The following is a 24,905-nucleotide window of genomic DNA, read 5'->3' on the forward strand; positions in this document are numbered from 1 at the left end:
TTAGGTAGCTGATTGAAGCGGTTCACAGTGTACTATATACTAGTCAACAAATACATTTAATCGAGGAGATGGTGATGAAAACAAGGAAATTCGACTGTGTTGACTATGAGGAAGATGGTCCGATTGCCATCATACGAATGAACAATAATGAGCGCCGTAATTCACTTAATTTATCGATGCGGAGGGGTCTCAATGGTGCCTTCGGGCAGTTCGAGGAGAATGATAACATCAGGGTGGCTATCCTCACAGGGGTAGGTAATTCCTTTTGTTCAGGACAAGATACGAAAGATATGGTAGGGCTGTCTGAGGAGGAGCGGCAGAGGCAAGCCGAAGAGAGGAGAAAGCTAAACAGATGGGGTGCATTTGAGCACAGAGACCGTATACCTAAACCGGTCATCGCTGCTGTAAATGGTTGGGCAATTGGATACGGGTGGTTTGTCGCTATGGGTTGTGACCTGGTGGTGGCAGCGGAAAGCGCCATTTTCTGGCAGAATGAGCCGTTATTCGGGTATCAGGGTGGGGGGCAGGCAATTGCTACCCAGATGCTCCCTTTTCACCTCGGAGTAGAGATAGCACTGGCCGCTAAAATGACCCCACAGAGATGCTATGAGATTGGCCTGATAAATAAAGTAACGCCAGATGACCAGCTAATATTGACAGCCAGAGAAATGGCACAGAATATATGTGAACTAGCTCCCCTCTCAGTGAGAATTATCGTGGAAGCTTGTAGAAGCGCAAGACTCTCGAACGTGGTACCTTCATCAGTTGCCTTGGCACGGTGGCAGGAATTCAATTATTTGCCCAATACGCAAGATGTCCGTGAGGGGTTCAAAGCCTTTGTTGAAAAGAGAAAACCAGAATGGAAAGGAAGGTAGGACTCTTTAGCAGACAGAGTATTTAAGTAGCGAATAGCCAGATTGTGCGACGGCTTGCAGCCAGTTACCCCTTGGGGTGAGACTCTACGCCCCCGGTATCTCCTTATGCCTCCAGCGCCCTCTCAAGTGACGGCCTTCACCTTCACCTCGGCGACACCCGTGAGCACCGGTTCACTGTTCTGGTTCTGGCAGAGCACTTCACATCTGACGCGGCTGTGGTCTTCATCCTTCTCAACCGCCGTTATCTCTCCGCTCACGGATATCGTGTCGCCGGGACGGGCTGGTGCCCTGAACCTGACATCGAGCCGGCCGCCACTGAGCCAGTCCCGGCCGAAGGCCGCCGTCATCATCTGTGAGACATAGGCCAGCACCAGCATACCGTGGGCAATAGTACCACCGAGCGGCGTCCCCCTGGCATAGTCTTCGTCGATATGGATAGGATTAAAGTCCCCGCTGGCCTCAGCGTAGCGGTTGATGTTCGCCTGGCCGATACCCTTGCTAATCCCGGGGATACTTACCCCTTCTCTCAACTCCGGTAGCAACGTTACAGACCTCCCCTCAGGGTGCACTATCCTCATTCTTCTCAGGCAGTATGAAGTCCGTCCTCCCCCGGAAGACCACACGGTCGCCGTCCTTGCAGGCGCTGAGGTTTATGCTGAGTAAATGAAACCGGCCCCGCTTCTGCATCCGGCCCACACTGGCATAGCTGGTGATGGTGTCGCGGTTATCTGCCGTATCGACGAACTCCACTACCTGAGAGACATGGACCGCGCCGTCAGGAAAAGAGACCGCCTTTGACAGTGCCGCCAGAACCTGGGCAGCAATGGCCATCGGCGGGACCAGGTCTGAGTCCCGATACAAGCTGCTATCCTCCTCCACAGCCTCAAGATAGGCACCGACCATTGAGGAATCCACCCGGTAGCTGGCCGGTGGGAACTCGTAGCCCGCTTCCAGCTGACGATAGTCAATCTGTTCGTGTTCCGGCATCTGGCCCCCCATGACGGCTGCCCGCAGTTGGTTAATACTCCTGAAATGATAACATACGGATGTTACAGGTATGCGGGCTTATTGTTAGCCACCGGAGCAGCCTTTGTCAAGGGGTGTTCTCGTCCGGTACATTGGCGACACTCCGGTACAGCCGATGCTGCTTCCCACACAAGAAGAGAACTTCCCCTCCCGGCACAGTAGTATTGAAGCGCCTGAAACGACACTTCCCGGTGCCTGGATAGACGCGCTCAGGTCTTTCTGGAAACGGTACAACCCTGGTACCTGTGCTATAATCCAGAGGACGGTAGTCTGTACTAAAGCAAGTCAGAGGAGGATATATTTACGATGAACGACGTGAGCTACCGGATTGTGAGGACTATCCGCTGCAAGAACACCAACGTCCCGGGCACTCTGGGCAAGCTAACGACGGCCATCGGTCACGTTGGCGCAGAAATCGGCAACATCAAGACCGTACACCTCGGTCATCACTTCACTGTCCGCGACATTGACATCCTTATCGAGAGTGAAGAGCGCCTCACACGCTTGATAGACGAGGTCTCCAAGCTTCAGGAGGTATCCGTCCTCCAGGTCCGGGACGAAGTGCTGGAGCTCCACCGCGGCGGCAAGATAAAGATGGTGAGCACCGTCCCCCTCGATACCCTGGACGCCCTCAGCAAGGTATACACCCCCGGGGTAGCCGAGGTATGCCGCCTCATCGCGGGGGAGCCGGACTGGAAGGATGCCTATACCGTCATCCCCTACTCCGTTGCCATCGTAACCGACGGTACTGCCGTGCTCGGACTGGGCAACATCGGTCCGGAGGCGGGAATGCCGGTGATGGAGGGAAAGGCGGCCCTCCTCCAGCACCTCGCCGGAGTCAGCGGAATACCGATACTGGTCAACACCACTGACCCGGATGAAATCGTGGCCACCGTGAAACATATCGCGCTCACTTTCGGGGGAATCCACCTGGAAGACATCGCATCACCGCGCTGTTTCCAGATTGAAGACAGGCTGGAGGAAGAGCTTGACAGACCCGTCATGCACGACGACCAGGAGGGCACCGCCGTGGTGGTCCTGGCAGCCCTGATGAATGCCTGTGAACGCACCGGCCTCGTCCTTGAGGAAGCCAGGGTGGGCCTCATCGGCCTCGGTGCCGCTGGACTGACCATCGGGGAGTTCCTCCTCCGGTATACCGGCAAACCGGCACTGGGCGTCGCCAGGACCGAGGTCAGCACACTGCGTCACGCCGAGCACGGCGGCATTCCCTCCAGCTTTGACGAAATCATGCAGACCGCCGATATCGTTATCGCCACCTCAGGAGTGAGCGGCCTCATCGAGCCGAGCATGGTGAGAAAGGGGCAGGTCATCTTTGCTCTGACCAACCCGTACCCGGAAATTGCCCCGGAGCTTGCCCTGGCCTCGGGGGCATCGCTGGCAATCGATGGTAAGACGGTGAACAACGTTATTGGCTATCCGGGAATCTGGCGCGGTACACTGGACGCCAAGGCGGCCAGGATAACATACGAGATGTATCGGGCGGCCAGTCTCGCCATTGCCCGTATCGCCAGGGAAAAGGAGCAACTCGTCCCCAGCCCCATAGACCCGGACGCCCACCTGGCAGTGACTCACAGTGTAGCCAGGGCCGCGATGGAATCGGGTGTTGCCCGGCGGCAGCTTGACGACGACTACTTCGAAGATACCGTTATTGAGCCACCCCCCGAAGTGTAAGGTAAAGCAGGAAAGAATGCTGGAAAGAAAACGGGGCCTGCCACTGGTTCCTGAGAAACTGGACTCGCAACCGGTCACGGACGATATCTGCGTCGTCCAGAACAACGTCGTCGGGCAGGACGCCCACACGGCGTACACCAGTTGGGTGACCACGCCCGATGGCACGGTCGTGATTGACCCGGGCAACTTCCGCACCTGCTCCATGATTAACGAGGAAATAGCTCGGGAATCAGGCAAGCCGGTCCGATACCTGATATACACCCATGCCCACATGGACCATATTGGCGGTGCCGCCGCCTTTGACGACCACCATCCCAGGATAATCGCCCACGAAAATGCGATACCACGGCTGGAGCGCTACGCTCTAACCGCAGGATATATCCGCCGCATAAACAGCATCCAGTTCCACTTCGACATCCCGCCGGGTCGGCACTCTCCGGTCTATCCCACGGAGACCTACCGCGACGAATACCGCTTCGAGCTTGGCGGCAGGACCTTCGAGCTGTTCCACGGCAAGGGCGAGACCGACGACCACACACTGGTCTGGGTGCCGGACTTGAAGGCGGTGTTCTGCGGCGACCTGCTGGAGGCTTCGTTTCCGAACCTGGGCAATCCGTTCAAGGTGATGCGCTACGCCCGCGAATGGGCGGAAGCGCTGGAAAGGGTACTGGCACTCGACCCCGACTTTGCCATCGGCGGCGACGTTGTCCTCGTCGACAGGGCCAGGATACGGGAGTTATTCAAGGATAACATCGAAGTGCTCAGGTTCCTGGAGGATTCGGTGGTGAATGCCGCCAACGAGGGCAAGAACCTGGAGCAGATGATTGAGGACATCCAGCTCCCGCCACACCTGCAGAACAGCCCCAACCTGCGGCAGGAGTACTCGCGCCGGGAGTTCGCCATCTACAACATCTGGAAGCGCTACTGCGGCTACTTCGATTTCAGCCCCTCGGGGCTGTTGCCCCGGCCCGGACGCGAGATTGCCGGCGTGGTACGTGAACTGGTTAGCAGCGACGAGACAGTGCTGGATAAGGCACGGGAGCTTATGGAATCCGGCCAGTTGCAGCTTGCCCTGGAAACGCTGGACATCATCCTGAAGGTAGACTATGAAGACGTGCCCACCCGCCATATCAGGCAGCAGATACTCAAGAAACTTGCCGGCACGGACACCTGTATGATGTCCCGCAATGTCTGGACACACTACCTTGAAGAGGACGAGGCATTCCTGGCGGAGCAGACGGAGGAAGGCTAGGCGGTAACACCGGCCGCTTGTGGAGGCAACCATGGAAAACGCAGGTCCGGAGGATACGGGAAGGGAGAGCGGGCAAACCGGGACTGACCCGGTGGCGCTTCCCTCAGGCAAGAAGACCTGCCCCGGCTGCGGCACCGTGAATGAGGCGTCATCGGCCTATTGCTATCGCTGCGGCCTGAAGCTGCCCACCGAGGTTCGTTCCGGGGCCGAGGTGATGGGAAACCCGGCCGGATTCTGGATAAGGTTCCTGGCCTTCATACTGGACCAGGTGCTCCTTTCGGTTGTCGGAATTACCATCAGTCTGCTGGTCACGGACCTCACGCTGGCAGACATGCTGGCACGCGCAATTGACCCCGAAGCACCCTTCCTCTGGAATGAGTTGTTCACCACCTTCGCCCTGGAAGCTGGCTACTGGACGATTACGATAGGCACGTGGGGCAGGACGGCAGGCAAAGCGTTACTGCGTATCAAGGTCACACGGGTTGACGGTTCAAGTGTCTCGTATCCCCGCAGCTTCGTCAGATATCTGGCCTACTATATCTCGTGGTTTACGCTGGGTCTTGGCTTCCTGGCCATACCTCTGAACCCACGGAAGAAGGGACTGCACGACCTGGTGTGCGATACCAGAGTAATACGAACGTGACACACGAAAGCCTGCTCTTATGCAGTTCATTGTAATCCTGGTCATTGCCTTCGCCCCCGGGGTATTCTGGCTCTGGATGGTCTACCGCCGGGACCGATACCGTCCGGAGCCCAGAATGCTGGTGGTCCGGACGTTCATCTGGGGTATGGTGGTATCCATTCCGGTGGCTTTGCTGGAATTCGGCCTGATATTCATAGTAGACCCGGGGGTAATCATTTTCCCCGAGGTCGGCCAGCTTTCCCTTGGTACCGCTGCCTACATATCCTTCGTCGTGGCCGGCGTGACCGAAGAACTAGGCAAGTACCTGGTAGTGCGTAGAACGGTATACCGCTCACCCTACTTCGATGAGCCGATGGACGGCCTGGTTTACGCATCGGCTTCGGCTCTCGGTTTCGCCTCACTGGAGAATGTCGGGTACCTCCTGACCTACGGCTGGGAGGTAATCTTGATGAGAGGCCCTTTCTCCACTCTGGCCCACGTGCTGTTTTCCGCGATGTGGGGCTATCCGCTCGGAGTGAGCAAGGTCAGACAAAAGGGGATGAGAGCCTGGACATTGCTGGGACTGCTCTGCTCGATGGCCGCTCACGGCCTGTTTAACTTCCTCATCTTCACACAGAGTGCCTATTCCCTCCTGGTGATACCGCTGTTCCTCGGTGCGGGCGCTGTCTTCTTCTTCATGATGAGGCGGGCAAACCGGCTTTCACCATTCCGAGAGATGGTCGGGCAACTGCTGGTGGTCTGCCCGAATTGCGGCGACAAGGTACCCGGCTACGCGAGCTTCTGCATGACGTGTGGTGCCGGGATGGCGGAGGCCGGGCAAGACGGACCTGCTTTCTGTGGCAAGTGCGGGGCTGCCCTGGACCGTGAAGCTGCCTTCTGCACCTCCTGTGGCAGTCGTATCCTCAGGAGCCAGTCAAAGTAGGGATGAAGCCCTGAGCGTAAGCGAAGAATCTCGCCGCAAAGCTGTTCTGATGCCGTGTCCTGATGTGGTATAATCACGCAATGATGTGGTATAATCACGCAATATTGTACAACCCCGCCGCCTCTGCGGCATCGTTCACTGAGAAAGGAGACACAATGGCGGAAGGGAACAAGGTCCAGTGGGTCTACTCCTCGAAGAATAACCGTGAGCTGGTGGAGCGCTACGACCAGTGGGCCAGGGACTATGATGCAGACCTTGCCGATGATTTCGACTACCGCAGCCCGCAAATGGCTGCCGAGGTTTTCGCCCGATACGTTCCCCGGAACGCCAGAGTCCTGGATGCAGGCGCCGGTACCGGGCTGGTGGGAGAGATACTGGCCGGTATGGGATACAGTACCCTGGTCGCCATGGACATGTCGCCGGGAATGCTGGAGGAGGCTCGCAAGAAGAGCGTCTACACCGAGCTCCACCGGATGGTCATGGGTGAGCCACTGGACTTTCCCACGGACTCCTTTGACGCCGTTATTTGCGTTGGCACGCTTACCGTAGCGCATGCTCCGGCTAGCTCCCTCGATGAACTGGTGCGTATCACCAGGCCCGGGGGGTACATAGCCTACACCCTCCGCCCGGACGTCTATCAGAAGGACGGTTTCAAGGAAAAGCAGTCCGAGCTGGAATCAGCGGGTAAGTGGAAACTGGTGGAAGCGACCGAGCCGCTCCAGACACTCCCCAGGGGCGAGCCGGACGTCCTCATGCAGGTATGGGTATACCGGGTCTGACCGGCGAATACGCCAGGTGCTGTGACTAACCAGGTCGAGTCCTGAGGCGGGGCATGCGCCTCACCAGGGAGGGGACCAGTTCCACCCAGGTTTTCTGTAACCTGCCCTTTTGCAGTCGACTTAGCTCCTTCCGGGAACTGAACTGGGTCTCGATGTAAGCCTGGGCGATTGCGCCGATTGCTTCGGCCTGAAGCGGCAGGGCCAGTGCCAGCCGGGCGCAGTACTCCAGGGGTGTTTCCTGCATTACCGGACCCATTTTGCCCAGTGCAGCCAGCCGACTCATCTTCCGGTAGGCATCCGTGGGGTCGTTAATACGCTTGAGACGCTGGAGCCAGAATGCATAGCCTCCCCTGACGGCAAAGAATATCACCACCGGAACAGCGATGATGAAGAAGTAGACGTATAGCTGCGGCCCGGGCAGCGTTATACGGTTGGTACTTCTCCTCACGAAATCCTCCCCCGTCGGGCCGAATATCTCCTCTTGCGCCAGCATCAGGGTGGGGTCTATCATCTCCATGAAATCTGTTTCATCCCCGACTCCGACTATGGCATCCGTACTCCCCCCGACGGGTGTGGCCGAGAACTCCACCCACCCGAGACCGGGGAAGTAGACCTCGGTACGGGCGTGATAATGAAGGACGCGCAGGAGGTAGCTTTCCGCTTCCTCGTCATAATCGCCTTCTAGGTACCCGGTGTTCAGCCGGGTCGGGACATCTACGCAGCGCAGCATGACCGCCATCGCCGAGGCAAAAGAGGTGCACACCCCCTCCTTTGATTCAAAGAGGAAGTGGTCCACAGCATCGGCGTCTTCCGGGGGGACATCCGCCTCTATATCATATTCCAGGCTGTTGATATATGTCCTGACCGCCACTACTTTGTCGTACTGCGATTCCGCCTCCCGGGTAATATCTCTGGCAAGCTCCCTGATACGCGCTGGAAGACTGGCGGGAAGTTGCAGGTAGCGTTCCGTGACCTCTTCCGGATAGTCCTCTCCGACCAGGGACAACTCGTCCGGTGTGTACGAAGTCACGCTTGCCACTACCGTGTATTGCTGGTAGGGCTTCATCAGCCGCGGCGTAACGACGGCTATCACGTCGCCAGGTTCGGTCAGACCTTCTTCATCCTCACCTGTCTGTCCGGAGAATACGACAGTCAGGTTTCTACCAGGCTCTTCTTCCGTGAACGTCTGCAAAATCACCGGCATGGCGGATGAGTGGAAATCGCCCACGGTGAGTACGACATCAGTCTTCAGCTTATTCTCAACCGTATAGGTCAACTCCTCACCGATACTAATGGGCCTGGCCTCAACTGCGTCCTCGTAGGCAGCGATTTCCCGGTCACCTATCTCGCTGCTCGTCCATCCCCACGGGTGATAGACATCATACCGCCTGGTACGCCAGTATGCCGGCCGGTCGGCAGTAACAATGAAATGCACCCGCCCGCTCGTACTCAGCGGGTCCTTGAAGGACAGTGTCTGCTGCTCGCTACTATCAATCAGGCTCCACTTGGCGCGCACACCGGCAAAGATATTAAACCACTGCCCCCGGGCACCATCCTCAGTCAGGTAGCCGCCGACCGAACCCAGGCCTATCTGGTCTATCGGGGGCTGGGGCACGAACCAGGCCGTAGCCACACTCAGCATGCTGATGCAGACTACCGCCCCCACCAGGTAGACCACTCCCCGGTACGGGAAGCTGTTGGTCCGCTGGCCGAACCATACGCCCTGCCTGGCCAGGTTCACCTGCCCGATAAGCAGCATTGCCACCAGCATGTAGACAGGCAGGAAGGCATAGTCCTCCCGTGGTAAATTGCTGAGGTTAATCATGACAGCGAGTGTACCGAGGCCGACGGCCACCCACACGTTCTGCCGGCGCAGGATATACCAGGTGGAGAGAAATCCAATAACCCAGATGACCAGGCTGAGGAACATGGCAAAGTAGGTCGTCCCCTCGCTGGGTCTTGCCCCGCTGATCGCCACCCACCAGGCGCGAAAGGCCGATTCTGTCTCCGAAAAAGGCATCAGGCCAACCGCCTGCCAAACGGTCACCCCCAGTCCGAGAACAACCATCAGGGGGTACGCAATCCTGGCAGACAGCCGGCTCCTGGCCAGCAGAAGACCGGCCAGCACGGCAAGGAGAAGGGCTGTTATCAGAGAGGGCTGGGGACTTATCCAGTGGGCCTGCTCAATCGACCACGTAGCAACTGCCAGGGTAAGAAAAACCAGCAGGGCGCTGCCCCATTCCTGCGGGCTGCCGACTCCGGCACGGATTACCGACCACAGCAGCACCGGCAGTCTGCGTCCGATTACCGTGCGAGACAGGTATCCCCGTATCCTGCCGCCACGCCCGTCAGATGCCTTTTCCTCCATACCTCTCCCCCCAGACCCTACATGAATCTCGCATGCAGTAACGAGGCCCGGTTATCCAGTGCCCGGGCAAGCTCGTCTCCCTGTCTGACGACATAGACCTGGACACCGGTTGAACTGAGGTTGCGCGCCGCATTGGCCATACTGGTCTCACCGCCAAAGCTGGCGGGGTCAAGCAGCACCACCACAATGGAGTCCACGCGGTTTTTCAGTTGCCGGACAGCGTCCGCCAGACTGCCCGTAATCGCCGGTGTGACAATAATAACAGTAGAGTTACCCCTGAGATACTCCATGTGGTCGGAGATGACCTGGCCCACGGATACCTCGCCGGTGGCCCTCATCAAAGCAAGGGCTTCCAGCATACGCCATAGATGGTCATCGCCCCTCTCCGGCGGAATCAGGTAGGTCTGCTCGCCTGAAGCCGCCAGCCCGACCCTCATCCCGCTCTGCAGGTGCTTTCTGGCCAGTGATGCCGCGATGGTCACACCATACTCCTCGGTGGTCTCCTCCCCGTGGCCGAAGTGTGAAGTCTCCTGCATATCCAGGATAATCCACACCGTCTTCGAGCTGTCATAAGAGCGGTCGGCATCAAACACCTTGACCAGGAGCTTACCGGTATGAGCTGTACCCGGCCAGTGAATGTGGTTGAGGCTGTCACCACTGCTGAATTCGCGTACGCTGGATGCGTTCGGACTTATCTGGCTGATGGCCTGGTAACCGGAGCCGTAGCCGAATTCATTGAAGGAAGACGCCTTGAACAGGGGCAGGTCAAACGTCGCCGGGTAAATTAGGATACTGTGCGGTTCTCCCACGGTGCGCTGCCGCGAGAAAAGGCCGAAGGGGTCTGCTGCCGTTACCGTGACGGCACCCAGGTAGTACCTTCCCCGACGATGGCAGGTAAACGTGGACTGCCATTCATGGGAACTCCACCGTGGCAGGTTGAGGATAGCGGGCTCACGGTGCCCGGGCAGGTCGGTGCTCTCCTCCACCCTGAGCCAGAGCTTGGGTATCCGGCTATCATTGGTTACCGTAATCCGCTGCTGGAACTTCTCCCCCACCTGGCTGTGCTCCGGCGGAGACTCGGCCTCGGCGCTGATACCATGTATGCCCAGTACCGACCAGATGTAGCTCACCACCGGCACCAGCACGGAAAGGAAGAAGAGGCGCAGGAACAACGTGGAGCCTCCCACCAGTGCCAGTGCAAGGAGGACTACCGGGACTATGTAGACAATCGTTCGTACCTTCATCTCGTCACTGCGAAGAGATTACCCTGAAGTAGAAGCCCGCGGCGCATTCCCGACACTACGGTCTGAGCACCGTGCCGGGTACGGGAATGGTCTCCAGTATTTCAGCGATACTGGCCCTGCCGCTCTTGTCCTGGGAGACATCGGTCAGCCGTATTATCAACCGGTGGGCCAGAACAGACTCTGCCAGGGCTTTGACATCGTCGGGCAGAACATAGTCCCGCCCCTGTATCAGGGCACGAGCCTGGGCAGTGCGGAACAGGGCAAGCGACCCTCGCGGTGAAGCCCCGAGGTATATCGTGGGGTGGTCACGCGTGGCCGCCACCAGAGATGTGATGTACTTCTTAAGCGTGTCGTCCACATAGATATCTTTCACCGCAGTCTGGAGCTCCAGAAGGTCGGCACCGGTGGCCACCGGGGCTATCTTCTCGATGGGATGAGCATACTGCTGCTTCTCCACAATGGCAATCTCGTCATCCTGTGACGGGTACCCGAGGCTTATCCGCAACAAGAACCGGTCCAGCTGTGTCTCCGGGAGAGGAAACGTGCCCTCGTACTCAATGGGGTTCTGTGTCGCCAGGACATGGAAGGGAGATGGCATATTGTGGGTGACACCATCGACCGTAATCTGCCCCTCGTCCATGCATTCCAGCAGGGCCGACTGCACCTTGGGCGTTGCCCGGTTAATCTCGTCGGCCAGCACCATCTGCGCCATTATCGGCCCGGCACGGAACTCGAAATCCCCCGTTTTCTGGCTGTACACGGTAATCCCGGTGATATCCCCGGGAAGCATATCCGGGGTGAACTGAATGCGTTTGAATGAACAGTCCAGAGACCTCGCCAGGCTGCGGGCCAGCATTGTCTTACCAACACCCGGTGCGTCTTCAATGAGCAGGTGTCCATTACTGATGAGGGCAATCACGGCAAGCTCCACTGCATCCTCTTTGCCGATGATAACCTGCTGCACGTTGTCCAGTATCGCCCTGGCGGTACTCTGTGCCTTACCTGTCGCTTCTACCATCTCCTCCCTCACATCCGGAATAATCCCTCGCATAGAAACGTGCCTCACTTGCGTCAGGCACCCACTTATATTGTAGCACAAAGCGGATTACAGGGAGACACATCTGGCGTCGTTGCACGCTAATGGTCCCCGAATGACCGCGGGCGGGTGCACAACTGAAGACGCCCGCCCTGGTAAAACAAAATACCCGCACTCCAGAACCATGGAGTGCGGGTATTTCATCGGTACAGTGAGCAGGCGAGTGCCTAGCCCACGATATGGTCTCTAAGTGCCAGCCAGGCGCGCTACCGGCCGGTGTTAGGCCGTTCTGCTCCGGCGGTAACCGGCTGCTTCCTGGGCTCAGCGACAGCATCTACCTCGCGCCGGTGAGAGCACTGGAGGCACTGCGCGTACCAGATATCGAACTCCCGGTCAATAAACACATCGCCCCCACACCGGGGACAGCCCTTGAGCTTCCACACTACCATTTCCTCACCTCCCTCGAGATACTCGGGTGCGTCGCGCTTCCAGAGGACGGTCACTCCCGGACTCTACCGCTGGCGCCTTACCCTCCGGTACCGACACCCCAGTAGCAGGTTCTTCAGCGAGTCTGTTATTACAGTCCTCAGCACGAACACTGGTTATTCCCATCGCTTTCATCCTCGCCATGCATCATACTGTGATGATTTTGCACCAACACTATCTCATACGCCCAACTGGTCCGTAAGGTCTGAAAAGACGATAAACCTGAACCAAATGGATAAAATTCTTTCACGTGAAGGGGGTCGCCGCGATGCAACCGGCGGTTGCATCCCTGACCCATATTACGGTCACTTCACACCGGCTTCTCTGCTGTAATACCAGAGTGGACAGCGCCTGGCCCCTACCTATTACACCGCCTGATGATATAGAAACAGGGCACCCAGCTTTGAGAAAAGCAGACCAACGGGGTCATCAGAATGAACCAATCGTGTCTTACAGTAGTACCTTACAGGCACCAGAATAGAACCGTAACGATACGAGGAGAGTGATTGCCGCAGGAATCAGGCGTGTCGCACCAGAACGACGGCCAGGCACGAATACGCTCCGGAAAAGACAAACGCTGATAGCCAGGGCAATCACCATGATGACAGGAACGAACACGGGAAGTCATGAAGGACAGACAACAGGCTATCCGAGAGGTATTACCGATGGCCACTCTGGCCATTCGTGCCTGTTTACGAGTCAGGTACTGTCTTCCAGCGGCGGACAACCTGGAAGGATATCCACATTGTATGTAAGGAGCGGGATGACTCAGCGTGAGGCTGTTCTGCCCGCCACCTGTGGAGGTAGAGTGCATCTTAGAGACGAAACAGACTTTGGGTAGAGATAAGAAACAAGACATAGAGGTAACCGGGCTTCTGCCCGGATAGAGAGTAGAACTCTATAACTTCGGTATCATTCTCGGGCACCGCTGGAAAAGAGACGGGAGGAAAAGAATAATGGGTATACCTGTTGCATACTCGGTAAACTGCGGCTTCGGCTGGTTCATCGTCTTACTGGCTATAGCCGGGTACTTCCTGACATGGAGAAGGATGAGAGAAAGGTGGAGCTTCTGGATTATACTGGCTGTAGGCTGGGCGTTCTTTGCCACGGCGCAAACGCTGATAGCCGCCGGTGCTCCTGCGGGGGCCCCCTATCTTGCTGCCATCTGGCTGTCTTCCTTCGTGCTGGTCATCGCCTCCCTGGTGATGCTATTTGCTAAGCTCACCAGTCGGGTTAAGGAAAAGGAATAGCACGGCACCACGGAGACTGCTGGTGGCCATAACCGGCCACCAGTCACAGGGCAACCGGTGATTCCGGAACCCCTTATAGAGTAATAGTACCGGGGCGTCCGGGACAGTGGGACTTGGATTATACCGACGAAAGATAGACGGTTACCATCAGAAGAAAGTGCGGGAGGAAACAACAGTATGACCGCCAGAAAACCGTCCAGTCATGTTGGGATGAAACCAGGTACTGTGTCCCTCCAACCCTGGGACGGGTAGAACATGCAATTTGCTGAGAAGGTCCAACGCTACAAACGAGTAATCCTGATTGTGGCGGCAGCTTTCATGTTTGGCGCCCTCTTCCTGTATGCTTCCATAGAGCGCGCCAGGGACATTCGCGCTACCGTTGAAACAGTAGCGGCAGAGGAGACCTCATACCTCCTGGAGAACCTGAATGCCCGCCTCCTTTCCATCACCAGTGACCTGCCGGACGGGGACCATGAAATCCTGCCCGATAGCCAGACCGAGTACCTCTCTTTGACCAGACATCTGGTTGAAGCCAATCCGTTCTTACAGGTAGTGAATTTCATCGGGCCGGACCATCGAATCAAGTATATCGTACCGTTTGAGCCAAACAGGACCCTGGTCGGAACAGTGATAGAGGCTGCGGCTCCAAAAGAAGCGCTGGGGATGGCGGCATCTTCAAAGGAACCGTACCTTTCAGGGCCGTTTGAGATTACTCCGGGAGAACCTGGCTACTCCCTGACGATACCGGTAAGGAACGACGGTTTCTTCATGGTTGTCTTTACCGCTGAAAGCGTGTTCGGCAACGATAGTCCCTTCCGCCCCGGGGGAGATGTCCTTATTAGGGTCTCGGATAGTACTGCCCCGGTGTTCACTCCCGAAGGATACCAGGACCAGCTTGCCCGGACGAGGACACACCAGGTGAATATAGAAGGAGAACTACTCAATAGAGCGATGCTGCTGAATGTATTACCCACTGATGCATTACTCACTTCCAGCTCACGATTCTGGCAGGTCCTCGGCATTTCAAGCCTTGCTGTCTCCTTTGTATTGCTGCTAGCCATAATCTTCGTGCAGATGCTGGAAAACAACCGGCGGAAGCGCGTCGAAGAGGAACTGAAGCTGGAAGCACGGCTGCTGGATTCGGCCACCGATTCGGTCTTCCTGTGCAACCTTGAAGGAAACCTGACATACGCAAACGAAATGGCCTGCCGTTCCTATGGCTATAGCAGGGATGAGTTCCTGGAGATGAATCTTCGGGATCTGACCGTGCTGAAGAACGTGGCGGCTGCTGAATCCGCGATGCGGACCTTGCTGGAGACGGGCGAGGTAACCCTGGAAGACACCGGCCTCCGCAAAGACGGCGGGACACTCCCTGTTGAAGTACACGCCCGTATAATTGAGTACGCCGGTAAGAAACTCGTCCTCAGCGTCGCCCGCGACATCACCGAACGCAATCTGGCCAGGGAAGCCCTCAAGGAGAGCGAGGAAAGATACCGGGCTATCTTTGACAACTCACGTGATGGCATTGTGCTGGTTGATAGGACTAGCGGCAGCATCGTTGAGTGCAACCGTGCGTTTGAGGTGCAGACCGGAAGGGCTCTCGAACAGTTGAGGCTGATGAAGATCTGGGACGTGCGCCCTGAGGACAGGATTGAGGCGGCCAGGCAGAAGTTCCAGGACATAAGTAAGGAAGGGACGGGTGGCTCGGCAGAACTCGATTTCCAAAAGCCGGATGGCCAAACGGTACCCGTTGAGTTCGCATCTCGAAGCGTGGAGATAGGCGGAAGGCAGTACCTGCAGAGCATGGTCAGGGACATCACGGAAGCTCGTCAGATGGCAGAGACGGTCAAACTCGCTTACGCTGAACTGGAAAGGATATTCAACGCCACCGCCGACGGCATGTGCGTGATAGACAGGGAATTTAACGTGATACGCGTCAATGACGCCTACGCTTCCATTAGCGGTGCAGGTAAGCAGGGAGTCATAGGCAGGAAGTGCTACGAAAGCATGGGCAATCAACTGTGCCACACACCCCGGTGCCCGCTGACACGCATCATGGACGGCGAGGACTACATTAATGGTGAGGTGGAAAACGAGCGCAGTGACGGCACCACGCTTACCTGCATCCTGGCAGCAACACCACTGCACGGACCAGACGGCGAACTGACAGGCATTATCGAGAGCCTGAAGGATACCTCCGAGCTGAGAAAAACCCAGGAGCAGTTGCAGCACTCACAGCTTCTGGCCTCCCTGGGCGAGATGACTGCCGGAATCGCCCACGAGGTGAATAACCCCCTCGGCAGTGTCCTGCTCTATTCCGAGCTCCTGATGACAGGTGACGTACCCCCACAGACCAGGACGGACCTGGAGGTAATACATGATGAGGCCAAGCGAGCTGCCCGGATAATGACCGACCTCCTCACCTACAGCCGCAAGGTAAAGTACCAGGTCCGGCGCCTGGACCTGCACCGGATTCTGAACAAGCTGCTGGATATGCGCCGGTACACGGAGCGGGTGCATAACATTGCTGTCTCCACCGACTTTGCGGAAGGTCCGCTGTGGGTAAGGGGTGACTCTTCACACCTAAAGCAACTCTTCATGAACCTCATGCTTAATGCTGAGGAAGCAGTCAAGGAGTCCGGAAGTGGATACATAAAAGTCACCACGATCAGGGATACCGAGTGGGTCAGAATATCCGTCTCGGATAATGGTACCGGTATACCACCGGAAAACCTCAAGCAGATATTCTACCCGTTCTTCACCACCAGGGATGTTGGCGAGGGTACCGGACTTGGTCTGAGTACCTGTTATGGTATCGTGACCAACCACAATGGACTGATACGCGCCGAGAATAACGAGACCGGCGGCGCAACTTTCATCGTGGAACTGCCACTGGCACCAGGCGGAAAACAGTATACCCTGGTTCAGGCAGGCCGGGAGGCAGATTGAGCGAAGATACGAGACGAACTCGGGAGGCAACTATGGTAACAGGCAATGCCGAAGTACTGATAGTCGACGATGAACCACATCTGTGCGATGCCCTGCACCGCATACTGACGAGGGAGGGATACTGTGTCAGAACAGCTCTGGACGGTGAGACAGCCCTGGAGCTCTGCCGGCAGAAAGCGCCTGACGTGCTGTTGCTGGATGTGATGATGCCCGGAATGGACGGCAGGGAAGTATGCCGGAGGGTGCGCGAGTCCGCAGTAGCAACCTTAATTATCTACTTCACCGCCCGGACGGACAGCGCCGACCTCCCGAAACTGCGGCAGCTTCGCCACGAGGCGGATGCCCTTATCGCCAAGCCTTGCACAACAAAAATGATACTATCCAAGGTAAGGAATGCGCTGGAGGGTGCTCTCTAACGAAGGGCACCGAAAGATAGACAATGGACATAGTTCCCAACGTAGTCCGGACTACTACCCGAAGACCGAATAAGGTGACTATGAGAAGCGAAAGGATTCTGATTGTTGAGGCTGACAAGCGCCTCAGGCTCTCCAGGGTCGACGTTCTCACGCGGGACGGCTACTCCGTTACCGGCGTTGCTACCATTGAAAAGGCGGTCCGGGTAGCCAGAGAGGAGCCTTTGGAACTTCTCATCATTGGTAGAGAGCAGCCGGTATTGCTGGACGCACTTCCAGGCCAGTTCCCACCGGAGATGAGTATTCTGATGATAGTTCCAGAAAATACCATTGGCCGTATCACCGAGAATGCCGGGACAGGAATATGCTCCTTCCTGATTCCACCGGTCACACCACGCAGGTTGAAGGAAAGGGTTGCTCGGGTTATCGATAACGCAAGGCAGGTCAAGGAGAGCATCCGGGGCGAACTCCTTACCTCCCTGGAGAACAGCAGGATGTCCGGCAGCGGTAAAAAGCAGTACATTCAAATGCAGAGACTACTCCAGGAAATATCCACAGCTCAGGAGAATGAGCGCCGTCGGGTAGCCATTGAAATCCACGATGGTGTTGCCCAGTGGATGGTCGGGGCCTCATATGGTATCAAGGCATGCAGCATCCTCGTTTCTGAACTGAGACTGGACGACCTGCAGCGAGAACTGGCCGAGACCGGACAGGCGGTGCAGAGAAGTATCAAAGAACTGCGTCGCACCATTGCTAACCTGCGCCCGCTCCCGCTGGAGGAACTGGGACTTGTCGCTGCCATTCGCCAGGTAGCGACAACACTTGCCGAAGATGGTATCATATGTCACACTGAGGTAGACGTAGACCTGCCCAGGCTTTCTATCCCTGAGGAGACTACAACCTACCGGATAATACAGGAGATGCTGAACAATGTCAGGCGGCACTCCGGGGCGAGTGAGGTAACCGTGCACATGCAATACCACGACGGTATGTACTCGGTGGCTGTCAGCGATAACGGGCAGGGCTTCGCCCCGGAAGAGGTGCTGAACAATGAGATGTCGGCGATGCACATGGGCCTTATCGGTATGAAGGAACGCGCCGGACTGCTCGGCGGCTACCTGACAATAGACAGCGGTCACGGAAAGGGAACCGCTATGCGTTTTTCCTTCCCCGTTTCCATTCGGGAGACTGTGAAGGCAACATCAACAGTACGAGATTGAGGGATGTAGCGATGAGTGAATCACGAACTATTAAAGTACTGCTGGTCGATGACCATCATGTGGTCCGTGAGGGACTGCGGCGGATACTGGAAATGGACGATGCAATAGACGTTATCGGCGAGGCCAGGAGTGGCGAAGAAGCCGTGGCCAAAGCTGTGGCGCTGTCACCGGACGTCATTGTTATGGATCTCAAGATGCCCGGGATGGACGGCATTGCCGCCACCCGCGAGATAAAGGGGAAATTACCCGATGTCAACGTGCTGGTGCTGACGCTCTATGCCGAGGACTTCGTGAAGCAGGCTATGGAAGCCGGCGTAGCCGGGTACCTGCTCAAGGACAGTGATTCCGAGCAGATAACCAGGGGAGTCCACCAGGTATATGAAGGCCTTTCGCCGATTGCACCATCTCTCACCCGGGGTCTGGTGACCGAGTTTGCCAAGCTCAGCCGGAGCAGTCGCTCCTCAGTTCTTACCCCACGGCAGGTGGATATACTCAAGCTGATTGCCGAGGGGGAGAGCGGCAAGTCTATCGGGGAACACCTCTTCCTGAGCACATCCACGGTGAAGCGGGAGGTACGGCACATCTTTGACAAGCTGGGTGTGAACGACCGCGCCCACGCTGTCTCCGAGGCTATGAAGCGGAGCCTTCTCTAGTCACATGTCATCCCCTGTACTGTCTTCATCACGCAGCCTTTCCTTCCCCGGATTCCCGGTTCGCCTGGGTCATGGCTATGCCCTACAGGTACTATGTAAATGTTCCCTATAGCCACGAAAGATTACCTCTTTAGTCCTCTTTTGCTGACTATTTAGACCTTACGGATGGTTGGAGAACATGAGAAAATAGCATCAGAGCATAGAGAATGCTCTCACCGGATGAGAGAATAGTCTCACTGAAGATGATTGGTTAGAGAGAGGGCAGGATGAATACTGGGCTACTTTCCGATACCATTGCAGCCATAACGGCGGAGAAAACCGGGGTTATCCGTGTGCTTGTCGTCGATGACCATCACGTGGTACGTGAAGGTCTGCGGCGGATGCTTGAACTGGAAAGCAGCATACAGGTAGTCGGTGAGGCAAGAAGCGGCGAAGAGGCTATCGCCAAGGCTATCTCGCTGTCACCGGATGTCATCGTCATGGACCTTAAGATGCCCGGGATGGACGGGATCACCGCCACTCGTGAGATAAAACAGAGAATGCCGGATATAGGCATACTGGTACTGACACTGTACGCCGAAGATTATGTGAAGCAGGCCGTGGAGGCCGGTGTATCCGGCTACCTGCTCAAGGACAGTGACTGCGAGCAGATAACACGCGCCATAGAAGAAGTATATCAAGGCCTTTGCCCGATAGCCCCCTCTCTCACCCGGGAGCTGGTCATGGAATACGCCGAGCTCAGCCGGACCAGCCGGTCTTCGATACTAACCAAACGACAGATCGAGATACTGAAGCTGATTGCCGATGGTGAGAACGGCAAGGAAATCGGTAGCCGTCTTTTCATCAGTACCTCCACCGTGAAGCGGGAAATCCGCCAGATCCTTGCCAAACTCAAGGTAAGCGACCGCGCCCAGGCAGTATCCGAGGCAATCAAGAGAAGACTCATCTAGCCCATACCCCCCCATGTTCCATGGGCTCCATGCCCCATGTGCCCCATGCCCCATGTCCCACATGGGCCCCATGTCCCACATGGGCCCCCACTGCCATCCACCTTGTTACCCCTTCCTGACCTGATGAGGTCAGCCCGTTTGCCCCCCGGTGCTACCGCATTGCCCCACACAAGGCCACGAAACCTGCTTGTTTGGTTCCCTATTCCTGTCTGCTAAGACCTTACGCCCCGCTCGTATGCATGAGACAATTATTACTATGAGATGCAGGACGTCTTATATTATGGTGGCGAGCAGGACCACCGGCAGTCCAGGTACTGACCCCGGGCCACGAAATCGTGGGTGGTGTTTTTATGCCCGACTGCGGGAAATAATGCGTCTGGCTGTCACCCGGGACGGCTCCCTGCTCTCAGGGGATGCACCTTGTAGTGGTGTATCGGAGAGTAGCGACTTTGAGTAGCGGAATGACCGAGCTTCAGAAGACGGAGAGAGATTACCGGCGGATAGACCGGAACTCCCTGTTCCTGCTGCTCCTGCTGACCGTACCGGCAGGAGTGATGGCGGTAGTCCTCTACCTGTGGTCGGATGCAGTGTGGGCCGCCCCGATACCTTATAGTGCTGTGGGGATACTCGGCTCATTTGCCGCCCTGCTCCTGGCGGTCTTCCTCTTCGTACGATACCGGACACAACCTCGAATCCTCTATCTCAGCGCCGGTCTCCTGGCTATGGGCATAATCGATGGCTTCCATGCCGTCTCAACACCCGGGTCCACGGAGTTCGTCTGGCTGCATTCAACCGCCGGCATCATCGGTGGGGCCTTCTTCGTTCTCTACGCCCTTGCCGAGACAACGAGTCTCCGTGTACCGTCGGTCAAGGTCACAGCCAGGGGAGTCGGCGGGTTGTTCGGTGGGGTAGCCGCGGTCGCATTCATCTGCAGCGTTCTCCCGATGGTTCTTTCGGACGGTCTGCCCGCAGTGGCACAGAATGGCCAACTTACCGCCGTTGCCTGGACCTTGAACGCCGTGCCGGTGGCACTATTCTTCATTGCCGGTATCTGCCTGTTTCGCCAGTACCGCAAGACCGGTGCTAATGAGCTGTTCCTGCTGACCGCAATACTTATCTTCCTGTTCCAGGCATGCGAGGTTTTCTACTTCGCCACGCTATGGGGCGTCATCTGGTGGTTCTGGCAAGCAATGCGACTGGTGGTCTATATGGCTGTTCTCGCCTACGTTCTCAAGGAGTACATACAGACCAGCGAGTCACTATCGGTCGAGATTGAGGAACGCACGAAGGCGGTACAGGCCCTCAGGGAGGCAGAGGAGGACTGGCGTAACTCCTTCAACTCACTGGAAGAGGTAATGCTCATCATTGACAGGGACTACAACATCGAGAAGGTGAATAGCAGCGGACTGGCACTCCTCAAGAGAACCCACCAGCGAGCCGTCACGGGGCGGAAATGCTACCGCGTTATGCGCCATATGGATAAGCCCTGCGGATTCTGCCCCATCCGGCAGACGCTGGAGAACAAAACCGTAGAATCCGTAGAGCGGTACGACGAGATGTATAAACGGCATTACCACATGAAGAGTGCCCCGATGCTTGATGAAAACGGCGAAATCACCAAGGTCATCTATTCCATGAGTGATATCACGGAACGAATAAACGCCGAAGCCAAGGAGAAAATACTGCAGAGGGAGCTCAGCCTGACCAGCCGCCTGGCTTCTATCGGCGAGGTTGCCGCCGGGATTACTCACGAGATAAACAACCCGCTGACCGGCGTGATTGCCTTCGCCCAGATGCTGATGCAGATGGATGTTCCCAAAAACATGAGGGAAGCGGTGGAGGTGATTCACGACGGGGCAAACCGGGTGGTCGGGATTGTGGATAAGCTCCTCACCTTCGCACGCCGTAACCGTCCTGATAAAGAGTACGCAGACATCAACGACATCCTGACCAATACCCTGGCAATGCGCTCCTATGAAATGCGTATCAACAACATCAACGTATCGTACGACCTCGATGAAGATCTGCCTAAGACCATGGCCAATATCGGTAAGCTCCAGCAGGTGTTCCTGAATATCATCGTGAACGCAGAGCAGGCAATGGGAAGGGCACACGACGGGGGAGAGTTTTCCGTGAGGACCGAGAGAATCGACGGCAAGATACATGTTTCCCTGGCCGATGATGGTCCCGGGATTCCCGAAGGCATCATCGATAAGCTGTTTGACCCCTTCTTCACGACGAGGATAGATGACGGTGGGACAGGATTGGGACTGAGTATCTCCTACGGAATTGTCAAGGAGCATGACGGCAGGATATACGTCAGGAGTGTTCCCGACAAAGGGGCTACTTTCGTGATCGACCTGCCGATAGTGGCCGCAGTCCAGCAGCCGGAGCAGGAAGAGTTCTCTGTCCAGGAGTCGTCCAGGGTGACCTCGGCAAGGATACTGGTGGTGGATGATGAGCCACACATCTGCCGTGCCCTGGACAGGCTGCTAACCCACGAGGGGCACAAAGTAGACACCGCAGGCAATGCTAAAGCGGCCCTGCGCAAGATGTCAAAAACGCAATATGACCTTATCCTGCTGGACATCAGGATGCCGGGCATGAGTGGTATCGAGCTCTACCAGCGGATGAAGGAGGTAGTCCCGGTATTACAGCAAAGGGTAATCTGCGTAACCGGGGACGTTATCAGTGCCAAGAACAAGGCCTTCCTGGAGGAATCAGGAATACCTTGTATAGTCAAGCCATTCGGCGTTGATGAACTAATGAGCTTGGTAAAACAAGTACTGGGAGGGGAGATTGAAGATGCACAAATCACGTATTCTCATAGTGGACGATGATATCGGTGTCGTGAAATCAGTCCGTGCCAATCTGAAGGCACGGAACTGGGAGACATTGGTCGCCATGGATGGTGTCGAGGCGCTCGAAGTCATCGGACGGGAACAACCTGACCTGATTCTTCTGGACATAACCATGCCCAAGATGGACGGCTTTGAGGTCTGTCGACAGGTTCGGGAGTGGTCACAGGTGCCGATTATCATGCTCAGCGCCCGCCGTAATGTCGAAGAGAAGGTCAGGTGCCTGAATATCGGGGCCGATGACTACGTCACCAAACCCTTCGGCGTGAACGAACTGACAGCAAGAGTCACGGCGGTACTGCGTCGCACCGGTGAATCAGGCATAGAGCCGACCGCCTCCAGCTTCAGTACCGGCGCCCTATTCGTCAATTTCGTGGAAAGACGAGTAACCATCGACGATAAGGAAGTCAAACTCACGCCAACGGAATACAACCTGCTGCAGGAACTTGTGCTTGGCGCAGACAGGGTCTTCTCCCACTCTACGTTACTTGGCAAGGTGTGGGGGCCGGAGTACGTCAGCGAAAGGGAGTACCTGCACGTCTTCGTAGGGCGTCTACGGAAGGAAATTGAAACAGACCCGACACATCCACAGTATATTATCACCGTGCCCGGCGTGGGCTACAAGTTCCAGACCGCATCCTGAAGTCCTCAGCAACCCGCATCCCCCGACCACTATAGAAGGGTATCCGGACTCTCCTCCCCCGGATACCCTTTTTTATTATATCTACATTACCTGAGCTTCCCCCCAGGACCCCTCTAAGACATCTTAGCAGTACCTCTACAGCCCTAACGACCCAACCTCTGGTGAATATGTTATTCAGCCCTCCCCAAACGTAAGGAAACTCGTCTCTATCTCCGGTATATCTTCTAGTCATCCGTCTCACAATTGACTTGACAACGCAGGCTGCCATTGCCAGACCGGCAAAGCCGTATCGCCGTATGCGAGACGCCGCGCCAGTTGTCATCCTGATCGAAGCGAATGGATCTCGTGGTGGTGGGTAATGGGTTCTCCTTCCCCACCCCGGATTCTTCGTCGTCCTTCGGGTTATTGAGAGGACGGACTCCTCCAGAATGACAACGTGGATTGTAAAGCCATTTACGAGACACTACACCAGCAGGGTGCTGAAAAAGGGGAGTCCAGAGGGGGGTGCCCATTCTGATGGGCCTGCCCCTTCTGAGGGGCCCCGCCTCTTCTGAGAGGCGCCCCCTTTTGGCAGGGGTGTCTGGGCGTCATCCTTACAGAATGACGTTAGCAGAATCCGAAACCGGATTCTGCCGGTGTCCCCCGGATATAATCTTTTCCCCCTTCCTCGGTAGGAAAGCTCTTCCTGTCCAGGAAGGGGAAGGCACCGCCCCTTCTGAGGGGCCCCGCCTCTTCTGAGAGGCGCTCCATCCGGGACGCACGGGGTTCGGTCGAAAGAGTTTTTCAGCACACTCCTGGAGTTGCCCGTTACCCCAGGCCCTGTGCTCAAGCCGCTGTTCGCTCCATCATGACCCTCGGGCCAGCCCAGCCGGACTTATCTCACTCTCCAGTCATTACCTTCAGCAGAGACCCTGCCTCTACCTGTACTGATATGTGATGACCCAATTGTGACCCCTTTTTGACCCAATTATGACCTGCAAGGGGGTGTTCTTTGTGGGTCAAAAGGACTATCATTCTGATACTCGGGCCACCAATCTGACCCCAGAAGGTCATGATTGTGACCCAGGGGTAAGCAGAACAGCGTAATAATGGTCCTCTGGCAAGCTGCCAGGGAGGGTGTGTACTGTATTGGGCAAGTCGATAGGCGGATTACTAGTCGGTGTAATACTGGCAACGGTGCTCTTCATATGCCTGCCAGCCCCCTTTCCGATGGCGGCCACATCGGGGAATGCCAGCCAGCCGGAAACCCTCAGTGACAACATAACGGACAGCTACCAGAGTATCTCCTCGGTGCTGACGGAAGCGGCCAGCCAATTTCAGGACGAAGACCTGGCAATATTCTACGGCAAGCTGATAGACAGCTACGAGCTCGATGAAGGGTCTTCATGGCTGGCTCCGGATGACGGCTCGGACGACCCGGGGGTAGTGCCCGACATTGAGAAGATAATCCGCATGGCAATCACCCTGCCGCTGCTGGAAGTACGCGCTCAAATCCAGGATGAAGATATCGCCGCATTCTACCAGGACTTCCTGGAGAAGGCCGGCTTTATAGAGGTAGAGTAGACGGACAGAGGCCGAATGAAGTACCTCATCACTCTTCTGTGCGGGTTCGAGATTTCCGATGGCATAATCACGCATCTCCTCGT

At 56.5% G+C, this 24,905-nt stretch carries 21 protein-coding genes; 15 read left to right on the plus strand and 6 right to left on the minus strand.

The features are described from left to right. Positions 1–74: 74 nt before the first annotated feature. Positions 75–875 (plus strand): enoyl-CoA hydratase-related protein, encoded by an 801-nt coding sequence (locus VMW13_02775; protein HUV43734.1) that lies wholly within the window; start codon positions 75–77, stop codon positions 873–875. Positions 876–997: 122 nt separating this feature from the next. Here the strand turns inward: VMW13_02775 and VMW13_02780 are convergent, their stop codons facing one another. Both VMW13_02780 and VMW13_02785 read right to left on the minus strand, forming a co-directional pair. Then, positions 998–1,417 carry a MaoC family dehydratase gene (locus VMW13_02780; GenBank protein HUV43735.1) on the minus strand — a complete coding sequence of 140 codons (420 nt, stop codon included), beginning with the start codon at positions 1,415–1,417 and terminating at the stop codon, positions 998–1,000. A gap of 16 nt (positions 1,418–1,433) precedes the next feature. Further along, the gene (locus VMW13_02785) at positions 1,434–1,862 is read right to left on the minus strand and encodes a hypothetical protein (GenBank protein HUV43736.1); all 429 of its coding nucleotides are present in this window, start codon (positions 1,860–1,862) and stop codon (positions 1,434–1,436) included. A 345-nt stretch (positions 1,863–2,207) separates the two neighbouring features. Here VMW13_02785 and VMW13_02790 point away from each other — a divergent pair, with 345 nt between their 5' ends. The 5 genes from VMW13_02790 (at position 2,208) to VMW13_02810 (ending at position 7,189) form a co-directional block, all read left to right on the plus strand. Next, a complete protein-coding gene (locus tag VMW13_02790) occupies positions 2,208–3,593 on the plus strand; it encodes a hypothetical protein (GenBank protein HUV43737.1) in 1,386 nt (461 codons plus the stop codon). A gap of 16 nt (positions 3,594–3,609) precedes the next feature. Then, on the plus strand, positions 3,610–4,845 hold the full coding sequence (locus tag VMW13_02795) for an alkyl sulfatase dimerization domain-containing protein (protein ID HUV43738.1): 1,236 nt from the start codon (positions 3,610–3,612) through the stop codon (positions 4,843–4,845). A 31-nt stretch (positions 4,846–4,876) separates the two neighbouring features. Further along, on the plus strand, positions 4,877–5,488 hold the full coding sequence (locus VMW13_02800; GenBank protein HUV43739.1) for an RDD family protein: 612 nt from the start codon (positions 4,877–4,879) through the stop codon (positions 5,486–5,488). A 19-nt stretch (positions 5,489–5,507) separates the two neighbouring features. After that, positions 5,508–6,410 carry a PrsW family glutamic-type intramembrane protease gene (locus tag VMW13_02805; protein HUV43740.1) on the plus strand — a complete coding sequence of 301 codons (903 nt, stop codon included), beginning with the start codon at positions 5,508–5,510 and terminating at the stop codon, positions 6,408–6,410. A gap of 155 nt (positions 6,411–6,565) precedes the next feature. After that, positions 6,566–7,189, plus strand: coding sequence for a class I SAM-dependent methyltransferase (locus VMW13_02810; GenBank protein HUV43741.1), 624 nt, complete (start codon positions 6,566–6,568; stop codon positions 7,187–7,189). A 25-nt stretch (positions 7,190–7,214) separates the two neighbouring features. Here VMW13_02810 and VMW13_02815 read toward each other — a convergent pair whose 3' ends face one another. The 4 genes from VMW13_02815 to VMW13_02830 all read right to left on the minus strand — a co-directional run bounded on the left by VMW13_02815 (position 7,215) and on the right by VMW13_02830 (position 12,286). Continuing rightward, positions 7,215–9,557, minus strand: coding sequence for a transglutaminase domain-containing protein (locus tag VMW13_02815; protein ID HUV43742.1), 2,343 nt, complete (start codon positions 9,555–9,557; stop codon positions 7,215–7,217). A 17-nt stretch (positions 9,558–9,574) separates the two neighbouring features. After that, positions 9,575–10,801 (minus strand): DUF58 domain-containing protein, encoded by a 1,227-nt coding sequence (locus VMW13_02820; GenBank protein HUV43743.1) that lies wholly within the window; start codon positions 10,799–10,801, stop codon positions 9,575–9,577. Positions 10,802–10,856: 55 nt separating this feature from the next. Further along, complete coding sequence (locus tag VMW13_02825; GenBank protein HUV43744.1) at positions 10,857–11,852, minus strand: MoxR family ATPase; 996 nt, start codon at positions 11,850–11,852, stop codon at positions 10,857–10,859. Between the two features lie 251 nt (positions 11,853–12,103). Continuing rightward, positions 12,104–12,286 carry a hypothetical protein gene (locus tag VMW13_02830; protein ID HUV43745.1) on the minus strand — a complete coding sequence of 61 codons (183 nt, stop codon included), beginning with the start codon at positions 12,284–12,286 and terminating at the stop codon, positions 12,104–12,106. 993 nt (positions 12,287–13,279) lie between these two features. On the opposite strand from VMW13_02830, the gene VMW13_02835 reads away from it, so the two are divergent. The 9 genes from VMW13_02835 to VMW13_02875 all read left to right on the plus strand — a co-directional run bounded on the left by VMW13_02835 (position 13,280) and on the right by VMW13_02875 (position 24,822). Continuing rightward, entirely contained in the window at positions 13,280–13,573 is a 294-nt protein-coding gene (locus VMW13_02835) for a hypothetical protein (protein ID HUV43746.1), read from the plus strand. A gap of 255 nt (positions 13,574–13,828) precedes the next feature. Then, on the plus strand, positions 13,829–16,522 hold the full coding sequence (locus VMW13_02840; GenBank protein ID HUV43747.1) for a PAS domain S-box protein: 2,694 nt from the start codon (positions 13,829–13,831) through the stop codon (positions 16,520–16,522). Between the two features lie 32 nt (positions 16,523–16,554). Next, the gene (locus VMW13_02845) at positions 16,555–16,938 is read left to right on the plus strand and encodes a response regulator (GenBank protein ID HUV43748.1); all 384 of its coding nucleotides are present in this window, start codon (positions 16,555–16,557) and stop codon (positions 16,936–16,938) included. A gap of 80 nt (positions 16,939–17,018) precedes the next feature. Then, positions 17,019–18,155, plus strand: coding sequence for an ATP-binding protein (locus tag VMW13_02850; protein HUV43749.1), 1,137 nt, complete (start codon positions 17,019–17,021; stop codon positions 18,153–18,155). 11 nt (positions 18,156–18,166) lie between these two features. After that, positions 18,167–18,808 (plus strand): response regulator transcription factor, encoded by a 642-nt coding sequence (locus tag VMW13_02855; GenBank protein HUV43750.1) that lies wholly within the window; start codon positions 18,167–18,169, stop codon positions 18,806–18,808. Positions 18,809–19,074: 266 nt separating this feature from the next. Continuing rightward, entirely contained in the window at positions 19,075–19,758 is a 684-nt protein-coding gene (locus tag VMW13_02860) for a response regulator transcription factor (protein HUV43751.1), read from the plus strand. Between the two features lie 449 nt (positions 19,759–20,207). After that, on the plus strand, positions 20,208–22,598 hold the full coding sequence (locus tag VMW13_02865; GenBank protein HUV43752.1) for an ATP-binding protein: 2,391 nt from the start codon (positions 20,208–20,210) through the stop codon (positions 22,596–22,598). After that, positions 22,564–23,259 (plus strand): response regulator transcription factor, encoded by a 696-nt coding sequence (locus VMW13_02870; GenBank protein ID HUV43753.1) that lies wholly within the window; start codon positions 22,564–22,566, stop codon positions 23,257–23,259. Before VMW13_02865 ends, VMW13_02870 begins: the two co-directional genes overlap by 35 nt. Positions 23,260–24,387: 1,128 nt before the next feature. Next, positions 24,388–24,822, plus strand: coding sequence for a hypothetical protein (locus VMW13_02875; GenBank protein ID HUV43754.1), 435 nt, complete (start codon positions 24,388–24,390; stop codon positions 24,820–24,822). Positions 24,823–24,905 lie beyond the last annotated feature (83 nt).

This window comes from Dehalococcoidales bacterium, from assembly GCA_035529395.1.
In the GTDB taxonomy this organism is placed as follows: Bacteria; Chloroflexota; Dehalococcoidia; order Dehalococcoidales; family Fen-1064; genus DUES01.

What these genes read in the sequence shown, in the direction of transcription:
- VMW13_02775 (HUV43734.1), top strand. Translation starts at nt 75, where the DNA reads ATGAAAACAAGGAAATTCGACTGTGTTGACTATGAGGAAGATGGTCCG.
- VMW13_02785 (HUV43736.1), bottom strand. Translation starts at nt 1,862, where the DNA reads ATGCCGGAACACGAACAGATTGACTATCGTCAGCTGGAAGCGGGCTAC.
- VMW13_02790 (HUV43737.1), top strand. Translation starts at nt 2,208, where the DNA reads ATGAACGACGTGAGCTACCGGATTGTGAGGACTATCCGCTGCAAGAAC.
- VMW13_02795 (HUV43738.1), top strand. Translation starts at nt 3,610, where the DNA reads ATGCTGGAAAGAAAACGGGGCCTGCCACTGGTTCCTGAGAAACTGGAC.
- VMW13_02800 (HUV43739.1), top strand. Translation starts at nt 4,877, where the DNA reads ATGGAAAACGCAGGTCCGGAGGATACGGGAAGGGAGAGCGGGCAAACC.
- VMW13_02805 (HUV43740.1), top strand. Translation starts at nt 5,508, where the DNA reads ATGCAGTTCATTGTAATCCTGGTCATTGCCTTCGCCCCCGGGGTATTC.
- VMW13_02810 (HUV43741.1), top strand. Translation starts at nt 6,566, where the DNA reads ATGGCGGAAGGGAACAAGGTCCAGTGGGTCTACTCCTCGAAGAATAAC.
- VMW13_02815 (HUV43742.1), bottom strand. Translation starts at nt 9,557, where the DNA reads ATGGAGGAAAAGGCATCTGACGGGCGTGGCGGCAGGATACGGGGATAC.
- VMW13_02820 (HUV43743.1), bottom strand. Translation starts at nt 10,801, where the DNA reads ATGAAGGTACGAACGATTGTCTACATAGTCCCGGTAGTCCTCCTTGCA.
- VMW13_02825 (HUV43744.1), bottom strand. Translation starts at nt 11,852, where the DNA reads ATGCGAGGGATTATTCCGGATGTGAGGGAGGAGATGGTAGAAGCGACA.
- VMW13_02830 (HUV43745.1), bottom strand. Translation starts at nt 12,286, where the DNA reads ATGGTAGTGTGGAAGCTCAAGGGCTGTCCCCGGTGTGGGGGCGATGTG.
- VMW13_02835 (HUV43746.1), top strand. Translation starts at nt 13,280, where the DNA reads ATGGGTATACCTGTTGCATACTCGGTAAACTGCGGCTTCGGCTGGTTC.
- VMW13_02840 (HUV43747.1), top strand. Translation starts at nt 13,829, where the DNA reads ATGCAATTTGCTGAGAAGGTCCAACGCTACAAACGAGTAATCCTGATT.
- VMW13_02845 (HUV43748.1), top strand. Translation starts at nt 16,555, where the DNA reads ATGGTAACAGGCAATGCCGAAGTACTGATAGTCGACGATGAACCACAT.
- VMW13_02850 (HUV43749.1), top strand. Translation starts at nt 17,019, where the DNA reads ATGAGAAGCGAAAGGATTCTGATTGTTGAGGCTGACAAGCGCCTCAGG.
- VMW13_02855 (HUV43750.1), top strand. Translation starts at nt 18,167, where the DNA reads ATGAGTGAATCACGAACTATTAAAGTACTGCTGGTCGATGACCATCAT.
- VMW13_02860 (HUV43751.1), top strand. Translation starts at nt 19,075, where the DNA reads ATGAATACTGGGCTACTTTCCGATACCATTGCAGCCATAACGGCGGAG.
- VMW13_02870 (HUV43753.1), top strand. Translation starts at nt 22,564, where the DNA reads ATGCACAAATCACGTATTCTCATAGTGGACGATGATATCGGTGTCGTG.